The organism is Paraburkholderia sp. Ac-20342 (assembly GCF_017104985.1).
In the GTDB taxonomy this organism is placed as follows: Bacteria; Pseudomonadota; Gammaproteobacteria; order Burkholderiales; family Burkholderiaceae; genus Paraburkholderia.
Map to the genome: position 1 here is coordinate 59,890 of NZ_JAAGPQ010000043.1, position 9,766 is coordinate 69,655.

At 64.0% G+C, this 9,766-nt stretch carries 10 protein-coding genes; 3 read left to right on the plus strand and 7 right to left on the minus strand.

The features are described 5' to 3' along the window. Positions 1-319: 319 nt before the first annotated feature. Positions 320-1,036: a phosphoglycolate phosphatase gene (locus G3N58_RS19295; RefSeq protein WP_205999949.1), complete on the minus strand. Its 717-nt coding sequence runs from the start codon at positions 1,034-1,036 to the stop codon at positions 320-322. A 38-nt stretch (positions 1,037-1,074) separates the two neighbouring features. Further along, positions 1,075-1,791, minus strand: coding sequence for a ribulose-phosphate 3-epimerase (gene rpe / locus G3N58_RS19300; protein ID WP_241017172.1), 717 nt, complete (start codon positions 1,789-1,791; stop codon positions 1,075-1,077). A gap of 444 nt (positions 1,792-2,235) precedes the next feature. Between rpe and apaG the strand changes: the two genes are divergently transcribed. Next, positions 2,236-2,610: a Co2+/Mg2+ efflux protein ApaG gene (gene apaG / locus G3N58_RS19305; protein ID WP_167045820.1), complete on the plus strand. Its 375-nt coding sequence runs from the start codon at positions 2,236-2,238 to the stop codon at positions 2,608-2,610. Positions 2,611-2,778: 168 nt separating this feature from the next. Here the strand turns inward: apaG and G3N58_RS19310 are convergent, their stop codons facing one another. After that, positions 2,779-2,940 (minus strand): hypothetical protein, encoded by a 162-nt coding sequence (locus G3N58_RS19310; protein ID WP_205989993.1) that lies wholly within the window; start codon positions 2,938-2,940, stop codon positions 2,779-2,781. 28 nt (positions 2,941-2,968) lie between these two features. Here G3N58_RS19310 and G3N58_RS19315 point away from each other — a divergent pair, with 28 nt between their 5' ends. Beyond that, positions 2,969-4,087: an MltA domain-containing protein gene (locus G3N58_RS19315; RefSeq protein ID WP_167045826.1), complete on the plus strand. Its 1,119-nt coding sequence runs from the start codon at positions 2,969-2,971 to the stop codon at positions 4,085-4,087. Positions 4,088-4,120: 33 nt separating this feature from the next. On the opposite strand, the gene paaK is transcribed toward G3N58_RS19315, so the two are convergent. From paaK to paaN, 4 genes are all read right to left on the minus strand, one after another. After that, positions 4,121-5,425 (minus strand): phenylacetate--CoA ligase PaaK, encoded by a 1,305-nt coding sequence (paaK, locus tag G3N58_RS19320; RefSeq protein WP_205999950.1) that lies wholly within the window; start codon positions 5,423-5,425, stop codon positions 4,121-4,123. A 134-nt stretch (positions 5,426-5,559) separates the two neighbouring features. Beyond that, a complete protein-coding gene (paaI, locus tag G3N58_RS19325) occupies positions 5,560-6,024 on the minus strand; it encodes a hydroxyphenylacetyl-CoA thioesterase PaaI (RefSeq protein ID WP_167045845.1) in 465 nt (154 codons plus the stop codon). A gap of 1 nt (position 6,025) precedes the next feature. Further along, positions 6,026-6,817: a 2-(1,2-epoxy-1,2-dihydrophenyl)acetyl-CoA isomerase PaaG gene (gene paaG, locus G3N58_RS19330; protein ID WP_205999951.1), complete on the minus strand. Its 792-nt coding sequence runs from the start codon at positions 6,815-6,817 to the stop codon at positions 6,026-6,028. A 166-nt stretch (positions 6,818-6,983) separates the two neighbouring features. Then, entirely contained in the window at positions 6,984-8,684 is a 1,701-nt protein-coding gene (gene paaN, locus G3N58_RS19335) for a phenylacetic acid degradation protein PaaN (RefSeq protein ID WP_205989992.1), read from the minus strand. A gap of 136 nt (positions 8,685-8,820) precedes the next feature. Between paaN and G3N58_RS19340 the strand changes: the two genes are divergently transcribed. Then, on the plus strand, positions 8,821-9,597 hold the full coding sequence (locus tag G3N58_RS19340) for an enoyl-CoA hydratase (RefSeq protein WP_205999952.1): 777 nt from the start codon (positions 8,821-8,823) through the stop codon (positions 9,595-9,597). The last annotated feature ends 169 nt before the right edge of the window (positions 9,598-9,766 follow it).

Here is a 9,766-nt window from a genome sequence, read left to right on the forward strand (position 1 = left end):
GCGCTTCTGGCCGGGACGCGAGTCGACGGTTTCGACCCGATGATACCGACCGGCGCGAGTTTCCCATCGACGCATGCGAACGTTGACCGGTCCGTCGCGGTACTTTGCGGGTACGCGCGGGCCGAATCAGCCGATGCAGCAGCGAAACGGAGCGATGGAAAAAGCGCGTGAGCGCAGCGAAGTAAAAAACGGTTGCCGAAGACGATCTTCAGCGTACCTCAGGCGAGGTTAGCGCGACCAGCGACGCCAGGGCCAAGCTCCCCGGTCGATGCTAATCAGACTCCGTTTTTTATTCAGAAACATGAGGATGAAGGACTGTTCAAGTCGTGGATTGGTGTGCTGCGATTGCCTTGGCGGCGTCGAGCAGCGAGGCAACTATACCATCGGATTTTATCGTTTGTATAGCTTGGCCATGGTTGTAGCCGTAGGGCACCGTGAGCGTGGCCATGCCGGCCGCGCGGCCCGCCAGCGCGTCGTTTTCCGAGTCGCCGATCGCGACGGTGGCTTGCGGCTCGACACCGAGTTGCGCGGCGGCGGTGAGCATCGGCAGCGGGTCGGGCTTCTTTTTCGCGAGACTGTCGCCGCCGAGCACGACGCTGAAATACGGCGCGAGCCCGTACTGTTGCAGCAGTTCGAGCGCGAAGCGGTGCGGCTTGTTTGTCACGCACGCGAGCTTGAGGCCGGCCTCGCGCATGGCGTGCAGGCCGGCTTCGACGTCGGGATAAAGCCGCGTGTGCAGGCCGTTGATCTTCGCGTATTCGGCCTGATAGATCGCGAGCGCCTCTTCGAAGCGCTCCTGCGCGTGGTCCGCTTCGAAGCGCGGCGCGAGCACGCTGCGGATCAGATGCTCCGAGCCCTTGCCGACATAGCCGGCCACTTCCTCGCGCGAGGTTTCCGCTGCGTCGAGTTGGGCGAGCATGCCGTTCAGGCCGGCGGTGAAGTCGTCGGCGGTATCGATCATCGTGCCGTCGAGGTCGATGATCGCGGCTGCGAGGCGCGGGCCGGTGAAAGTCGGGGCGGGGAACGGAGCGGTCATGGGGCGCGGGTCCGGATGTCGGGTGTTAAGGCTGGGCGTTAGTGCTGCACGGCGGCGAGGGCCGCGCGCATCTTGTCGATCACCACCTTGTGATCGGGCTGGCCGAAGATCGCCGAGCCGGCCACGAACGTGTCCGCGCCGGCCGCCGCGATTTCCGCGATGTTGTCGACCTTCACGCCGCCGTCCACTTCGAGATGAATCTCGCGGCCGGTGCACTCCTCGTATGCGTCGATGCGCCTGCGCGCCTCGCGCAGCTTGTTGAGCGCCTCGGGAATGAACGCCTGGCCGCCGAAGCCCGGGTTCACCGACATGATCAGCACGAGGTCGACCTTGTCCATCACGTGATCGAGATAGCTCAGCGACGTGGCCGGGTTGAACACGAGGCCGGCCTTGCAGCCGTGGTCGCGGATCAGCGAGAGCGTGCGGTCGATGTGGTCCGAGCCTTCCGGGTGGAAGCTGATCAGGTTCGCGCCGGCTTTCGCGAAGTCCGGCACGATGCGGTCGACGGGACGCACCATCAGGTGCACGTCGATCGGCACGTCGACGTGCGGGCGGATCGCTTCGCAGACGAGTGGGCCGATGGTCAGGTTCGGCACGTAGTGGTTGTCCATCACGTCGAAGTGAATCCAGTCGGCGCCGGCCGCGACGACGTTGCGGACTTCTTCGCCGAGGCGGGCGAAATCGGCGGACAGAATGCTGGGGGCGATGCGGAATTGCGTCATGGCAAGGGGCGGATGCAAGCGGGAAAGCGCCATTTTACCGTTTTGCGTGGTGGTGCCGGGGCGTGGGCCTCGGCGGGTCGTGCCGGTTTGTTCGGGGCTTGGCGGAAGAGGTGGACTGTGACCGTGGACCGCGCCGGGAGCGGGAAGAAACGGAGCGGCGAAGCAGCGATGAAGAAGCGGTGGGAAAGAGCCGTGCGGCATAAGCGCTTTGAAAGCTATGGCGGAAAAACCTGGCGGCAGGAAACTGGACGTCGGAAAGCGGGCCCCGAAGTGAGGTTCTGAATGAAGTGAGGCTCCGAAGCGTGCCACGCCCCAGCGTCTTGAACACTCCTGGCCAAAGGGTGTACCCGGTTGCGGGCGTGCCGCGCATCAAGCAGAATGCCAATCCATGAGCGCCGCATCGCCGATGCCCCCGCAAACCATTGGCGTTCGGGCCTTCCCGCGTTTTTCACAGCCGTTTATCAGACCGGAATCAGGATGAGCCAGTATGAATTCAGCGTCTCGGCGCAGGTGCAATACCTGCCCGAAGAATCCGACCCGGAGCGCCGCCAGTACGCATTTGCCTACACGCTGACTATCCGTAATACCGGCCAGGTACCCGCGCAACTGATCGCGCGTCATTGGGTGATTACCGACAGCGACAACACCGTGCAGGAAGTCAAAGGCTTGGGCGTGGTCGGCCATCAGCCGTTGCTCAAGCCGGGCGAGCATTTCGAGTACACGAGTTGGGCCGTTATCGCGACGCCGGTCGGTACCATGCGCGGAGATTACTTCTGCGTGGCCGAGGACGGCGAGCGCTTCGATGCGCCTGTGCCGGAGTTCGTGTTGCGCATGCCGCGTACCTTGCATTGAACCGCTGCCAAGGCGCGCTGTCTTTACTGACTTCGTGCGGGCGCGAAGTGGCGTGCGTGGCGGGATGAAGAGTGAAGCGGGTGAGGCGTTGTGACCGGCGGCAGGCGAGTGGCCGATGCGTGCTTCAGCGCGCGGCCGGCTGGATAACCCCACGACGGTTACTGCGCGTCACTGCGGTTTTTGCTGCTTGGGTTGTTCCGCTGACCTGGCGCGCGTCGCTTTCTTTTTGCCGGACGACGTCCATACAACGATAAAGATGAGCAGGAAAAGCGCGACAAGCGATTCCAGCGCGAAGATGAGCATCGGGTATTCGTCGAACAGATCAGACATGGCGGTTTCCATCAAGAACGAACATTGTATGCGTTTTGTCCGCCGCGCCGGCGCCTGGCTCGGTGCGCTTTCAGTCGCGGTATTGCTCGCGTCCTGCGGTGGCGGCGGCGCGATCCGGCCATCGCCGCCGAGCGGTGCGGCGATCATTCCCGGTCAGATTGCTTCCGCGCGATTGACCGCGGTCGCGTGGCAGCAGGTGCCGGGCTGGCAGGATGACTCGCTGATCGGCGCGACCGCCGCGTTGCGGCAAAACTGCGTGCGGCTCGCACGTCAGCCGAGCTGGTCCCGTGCATGCGCGGCCGCCTCGCAGATCGACGACCTCGACGTCACGAGCGCGCGGGCTTTCTTCGAGGCCTATTTCACGCCGTTCCAGCTCGCCAATAACGACGGCACGCTCGACGGTCTCGTCACCGGCTATTACGAGCCCTTGCTGCGCGGTTCGCGCACGCGGCACGGCGTGTATCAGACCGCACTGTACCGCTGGCCCGCCGGCTATCGCGCGGGCGCGCCGTTGCCGGCGCGCGCGCAGCTCGAGCGCTCGGGCGTGCTCAACGGCAATGAGCTTGTCTGGGTCGACGACCCGATCGAAGCATTCTTCCTGCAGGTGCAGGGCTCCGGACGTGTCGTGATGGAAGACGGCAGCGTGATGCGCGTCGGTTTCGGCGGCACTAACAACCAGCCGTACAAGTCGATCGGGCGTTGGCTGCTCGATCATGGCGAGGTCACGCCGGCGCAGGCGACGATGCAGGGCATCAAGGCATGGGCGCGCGCGAACCCGACGCGCGTCGAGGCCTTGCTCGATACGAACCCGCGCTTCGTGTTTTTCCGCGAGATGCCGTCTGCGGAAAGCGCGCCGAGCGGCGGTGCCGATGGTCCGATCGGCGCGCTCGGCGTGCCGTTGACGCCGGAGCGCTCGATCGCGGTGGATCCGAGCGCGATTCCGTTGGGTACGCCCGTGTTTCTGCAAACCACGCGTCCGCTCACGAACTCGCCGATGAACCGCCTCGTGTTCGCGCAGGACACGGGCAGCGCGATCAAGGGCGGCGTGCGCGCCGATTACTTCTGGGGGCTCGGCGACGACGCAGGCGATCTGGCCGGCAAGATGAAGCAGGGCGGCCGGATGTGGCTGTTGCTGCCGAATTCGTGAGGTGGCGCGGGCGGTTCTCGCCCCGCGCAGGGATCAAAGCCCCGCTTTGCGTTTATCCACCACGCGCCGTGCCTTGCCGACCGAACGCTCGATCCCGTTCACGGCAAGCACATTCACTACCGCGCTGACGCCGATCAAGGCCTTGATGTCATAAGCGAGCGCGTTTTTCGCCGTGGTTAGCGCGGTGGTGTCTGGCGCGCTTTCCGGGCACGGCTCGACATTCAGCGTCAATACGTCGAGCGGACCTTCCTTCGTGAGCACGATCTGGTAGTGCGGCGCGAGCGCGTGCTGGCGGAGCAGCAGTTCTTCGATTTGCGTCGGGAATACGTTCACGCCGCGCACGATCATCATGTCGTCAGAGCGGCCGGTGATCTTCTCCATGCGCCGCATCGTGCGTGCGCTGCCCGGCAGCAGGCGCGTGAGATCGCGCGTGCGATAGCGGATGATCGGCAGCGCTTCCTTCGTGAGCGAGGTAAACACGAGTTCGCCGAGTTCGCCGTCGGGCAGCACTGCGCCGGTTTCGGGATCGATAATTTCCGGGTAGAAATGATCTTCCCAGATGGTCGGGCCGTCTTTGGTTTCGACGCACTCCGACGCGACGCCCGGGCCCATCACTTCGGACAGCCCGTAAATATCGACCGCGTCGATGCCCATGCGTTTTTCGATGGCCTGGCGCATGTCGTTGGTCCACGGTTCCGCGCCGAAGATGCCGAGGCGCAGCGAGCAGTTGGCCGGATCGATGCCCTGACGTTCGAGTTCGTCCGCAATCGAGAGCATGTAGCTCGGTGTCACCATGATGATGTCGGGCCGGAAGTCCTGGATCAACTGCACCTGTTTCTCGGTTTGACCGCCGCCGAACGGGATCACGGTGAGCCCGGCGCGCTCGGCGCCGTAGTGCGCGCCGAGGCCGCCTGTGAAAAGGCCATAGCCGTAGCTTATGTGTACTTTGTCTCCGCGCTTCGCGCCGGCGGCGCGGATCGATCGTGCGACGAGATTGGCCCATGTATCGATGTCGCGCGCGGTATAGCCCACCACGGTCGGCTTGCCCGTCGTGCCCGACGACGCGTGGATGCGCGAAATCCGCTCCTGCGGCACGGCGAACATCCCGAACGGATAGCTGTCGCGCAGATCCTGCTTCGTCGTGAACGGAAAGCGGGCGAGGTCAGCGAGGGATGTCACTTCGCCCGGATGAACACCGGCTTCGTCGAACTTGCGCCGATAGACCGGCGAGTTCTCGTACGCATGGTTCAGCGACCATTTGAGCCGTTCAAGTTGAAGCGCGACGAGTTCGTCGCGGCTGGCGGTCTCGATCGGATCGAGCGGAAGAGCGGTGGTCATCGAATGTCTCCTTGCTGCCTCAATGCCTGAGTCTGATGTGCGGCGCGCTTGCGCGCCAGAAATCCGCGGCGATCTGTTGTCTTTGGGAGGGCGTCGCCTGAGGTACTGCCTGGACCTGCGGTTCGTGTGCTTGTCTAGTCGCCGGTCGGAATCAGATTGCCTTTGATTTGCGCCGACTTGCCGCGAAACATCGCGACGGTTTCGCCGGCTCGATTCGTCACGCGGATGTCGTAGATACCGGTGCGCCCGCTCAGTGTCTGCTCGACCGCTTCCGCCACTAGCGCGTCGCCGCCGTACACCGGCCGCAGAAACTCGATCGAGCAGCCAGCCGCGACCGTATTGATGTTGTACGTGTTGCAGGCGAACGCGAACGTCGAATCGGCAAGTGTGAAGATCAGGCCGCCATGGCAGATCTGATGGCCGTTCAAGAAATCGTCGCGTATGGCCATGCGCAGCCGCGCATAGCCTGGACGGACTTCGAGAATTTCGAGCCCGAGCGCGCGGCTGCAGGCATCGTTCTCGTACATCGCGGCGGCGGTCGCGCGGGCAAGTTCGTCGGGTGTCATCTGGTCGGGGCGGCGGGTTTGATGAGCGGTCATGTCAGCGCCCCTCGAAGCGCGGCGCGCGCTTTTCGATGAACGCCTGCACACCTTCCGCGTAATCGTGCGAGGCGCCGAGTTCGCGTTGCAGATCGCGTTCGAGGTCGAGCTGCTGGTCGAGCGTTTGCGTCGTGCTTGCTCGCATGGCCTGTTTGATTGCGGCGATTGCGCGCGTCGGTTGCTGAGCGAGCTGCGACGCGAGTTTCGCCGCGGTGCTGGCGAGATCCGCGTCGTCGACCGCTTGCCAGATCAAGCCCCAGCTCTCGGCTTTCTCGGCGCCGAGTTTGTCGCTGGTGAGAGCGAGCCCCAACGCGCGTGCCATGCCGATGCGCTGCGGCAGAAACCATGTACCGCCCGAGTCGGGCACGAGGCCGATCTTCACGAACGCCTGGACGAAGCTCGCGGAGCGCGCCGCGAGCACGAGGTCGCAGGCGAGCGCGAGGTTGGCACCCGCGCCGGCGGCTGTGCCGTTGACCGCCGCGACGACCGGAATCGGCAACGCCTGCAGACGGCGAATCAACGGGTTGAAATGTTCGTCGATCAGGTCGCCCAGGTCGGTCATGGCGCCTGGCGTGAAGTCGAGATCGGCGAGATCCTGGCCGGCGCAGAAGCCGCGGCCCGCCCCGGTCAGCACGAGCGCCCGGGCGCCTGACGTTGCGACCCGATCGAGCGCGTCGCTCAGTTCCCGATGCATCGCGCGCGTAAAGCTGTTGAGCTTGTCCGGGCGGTTCAGCGTAATGGTGGCTACGCGGCTCGATGTGTCGACGTCCAGCCGGATCGCTTCATATGACATTGGATATCTCCTCAAAGTCTCGTTGACCGATGGGCACAGCGCGCGGTTAGCGAGAGCCGGGCAATGCGGCGGCGCGCAATGCCGGCCTGCTGTCTCATGTTAGTGAGCGCGCGCGACCCGGTCCATCGGCCAGAAGGCATAGGAATCGTGCGTTGTCCTACGCCATTCAGCCAGCTACCGCCGGCGCCGTTTTCGGTTCAACATGGGCACGGCTTTGAACGACGCGAAAGCGATTGGCGACAAACGCCGCATCGGCCAGCGCGGCATTGGCGGCCGGGTTGGCGCCGGTGCCGTGGAAATCGGAGAAGGCCGCGGATTGATTGACGAACACGCCACCGGTCAGATTGATCGAGAGCGCGACGCCGCCACGAATCGACGCTTCGTGTGCGCGGTCGAGTACGGCTGCGTCCGTGCTGTAGACCGATAGCGTCAGTGCGCCGTGTTCGGCGGCGATGGCACCGGCGAGATCGAGCGACTGCGCGGTCGAATCCGTTGCGATCACGAACGAGATCGGTCCGAACCATTCACGGGTGAACTGCGCGTGGTCGGTCGCGGCGTCGAGTTGCAGCACGAGCGGGGTACGCACGCGAGCGCCCGGGAAGGACGGATGCTCGAGCGTCTGGCTCTCGACGAGAATGCGGCCGAGTTTCGCGGCTTCGTCAATGCGCTGCGCGACGCCATCGTTCTGGATCGATCCGAGCAGTTCGACAGCACGGGCAGGGTCGGCAACGAGCTTTTGCACGGCGCCGGCAAGCGCCTGGGCGACGTCGTCGAAACCGAGCGCGCCGTCGGCCGTGCGGATGCCGTTGCGCGGCACATAGATGTTTTGCGGCGCGGTGCACATCTGGCCCGAGTACAGCGCGAGAGAAAAGGCGATGTTGCGCGCGGCGGCCTTGATGTCGTCGACCGAGTCGATCACGATCTGGTTGACGCCGGCTTTTTCGGTGTAGACCTGAGCCTGATGCGCGTTGCGCTCGAGCCAGGTACCGTTCTGGGTGCTGCCGGTGAAGTCGATCAGCTTGATTTCCGGACGCAGGGCGAGGTTCTGGACGAGGGAGCCGTCGTTCGGGTCAGTGGCAAGCAGTGTGACAACGTTCGGATCGAAGCCTGCCTCGCGCAAAACCTCACGCGCGATGCGCACGGTCAATGCGAGCGGCAGAATCGCGCCCGGATGCGGCTTGACGATGACGGTGTTGCCGGTGGCCAGATCGGCGAAAAGGCCCGGGTAGCCGTTCCAGGTCGGGAATGTGCAGCACCCCAGCACGAGACCGGTGCCGCGCGGCACGACGGTATAGCGCTTGTGCATGGCGAGCGGCGGGTTCTTGCCTTGCGGTTTTTCCCAGTGCGCGTCGGCGGGAACGCGGCGCAACTGGTCCCATGCGTAAGCCACGGCTTCGAGCGCGCGATCCTGCGCATGCGGGCCGCCGGCCTGAAACGCCATCATGAACGCCTGGCCGGTGGTGTGCATCACGCTATAGCCAATCTCGAAGCTGGCGCGATTCAGGCGCGCGAGGATTTCGAGGCATACGCCGACCCACGCTTGCGGGCCGGCCGTGCGCCAGTCGCGCTGCGCAGCGGCGGCCACTGCGATCAACGCGTCCGGGGTGGCTTTGGGATAACGCATGCCTAGCGGAAAACCAAACGGTGAGACTTCGGCGCCGACCGTTTCTCCGGTCGACGGCTGGTCCAGCGCGAAAGTCGTATTGAGCAGCGCTTTGAACGCGGCTTCGCCGTCCGCGTTCGCTGTTTCCCCGTACACTTTCGGACTGGGAATCTCGACGAACGGGCTCCAGTAGCCACGCGTTTCGAGTGCGGCGAGCGCCTTGTGCAGCGTGTCTTCGTGCTTTGCAAATAGCGGATGTTTCATGGCAGGGAGGGCTTGGCTATACGTTGGGGGAAAACCCGTCGAATAATTGACCGACCGGTTGGTTGGCGAATGGTAGCATTATTAAGAGAGCCGCGCGAAGCGTTTTTCGCGTGCAAATTAACCCTCTGGAGGCGGCATGGCTTACGAAAACATTCTGGTTGAGGCGCGAGGACGGGTCGGGTTGATCACATTGAATCGTCCGAAGGCACTGAACGCGCTAAACGATGCGTTGATGGACGAACTGGGCACCGCGTTGCGCGAGTTCGATGCCGATGAGGCGATCGGCGCGATTGTCGTGACCGGTAGCGAGAAGGCGTTCGCGGCGGGGGCCGACATCGGCATGATGGCGACCTATACCTATATGGACGTCTACAAAGGCGACTACATCACGCGCAACTGGGAAGCGGTGCGTTCGATCCGTAAGCCGATCATTGCTGCGGTGGCGGGCTTCGCGCTAGGCGGCGGCTGCGAGTTCGCGATGATGTGCGACATCATTTTTGCTGCCGACACGGCGAAGTTCGGTCAGCCGGAAATCAAGCTCGGCATCATGCCGGGAGCGGGCGGCACGCAGCGATTGCCGCGCGCGGTGTCGAAAGCAAAGGCGATGGACCTCTGCTTGACGGCCCGTTTTATGGACGCAGCCGAGGCCGAGCGTGCCGGACTGGTTTCGCGCGTGATTCCGGCCGCGTCGCTGCTTGACGAAGCGGTCGCTGCAGCCGCGACTATTGCCGAATTCCCGTTACCGGCAGTGATGATGGTCAAGGAGTCGGTCAACCGCGCCTATGAAACGACGCTCGCGGAGGGCGTGCATTTCGAGCGTCGCCTGTTCCATTCGCTCTTCGCTACCGAAGATCAGAAGGAGGGAATGGCCGCATTCGTGGAGAAGCGCAAACCGGTTTTCAAGCACCGTTAATACGCTTGTCAAAATATTGCTTGCAAGTCCTGATAGCGGCGACTAGAATTCCGCTCTTTCGTGTTCCGCCCAGCGGGGCACGGGGAAGCGGGAGGCCCTGGATGGCAGGGGTTTTCGCGGCGCAGGCAGGTTGGGCAGTGTGTTAAAACCTGTTGACGGCGCGCCGGAA

Bases quoted from the DNA above. Each gene is read 5' to 3' on its own strand.
- paaI (WP_167045845.1), bottom strand. From the start codon at position 6,024: ATGACCGCTCATCAAACCCGCCGCCCCGACCAGATGACACCCGACGAA.
- G3N58_RS19310 (WP_205989993.1), bottom strand. From the start codon at position 2,940: ATGTCTGATCTGTTCGACGAATACCCGATGCTCATCTTCGCGCTGGAA.
- paaK (WP_205999950.1), bottom strand. From the start codon at position 5,425: ATGACCACCGCTCTTCCGCTCGATCCGATCGAGACCGCCAGCCGCGAC.
- paaN (WP_205989992.1), bottom strand. From the start codon at position 8,684: ATGAAACATCCGCTATTTGCAAAGCACGAAGACACGCTGCACAAGGCG.
- rpe (WP_241017172.1), bottom strand. From the start codon at position 1,791: ATGGCGCTTTCCCGCTTGCATCCGCCCCTTGCCATGACGCAATTCCGC.
- G3N58_RS19315 (WP_167045826.1), top strand. From the start codon at position 2,969: ATGCGTTTTGTCCGCCGCGCCGGCGCCTGGCTCGGTGCGCTTTCAGTC.
- G3N58_RS19340 (WP_205999952.1), top strand. From the start codon at position 8,821: ATGGCTTACGAAAACATTCTGGTTGAGGCGCGAGGACGGGTCGGGTTG.
- G3N58_RS19295 (WP_205999949.1), bottom strand. From the start codon at position 1,036: ATGACCGCTCCGTTCCCCGCCCCGACTTTCACCGGCCCGCGCCTCGCA.
- apaG (WP_167045820.1), top strand. From the start codon at position 2,236: ATGAGCCAGTATGAATTCAGCGTCTCGGCGCAGGTGCAATACCTGCCC.
- paaG (WP_205999951.1), bottom strand. From the start codon at position 6,817: ATGTCATATGAAGCGATCCGGCTGGACGTCGACACATCGAGCCGCGTA.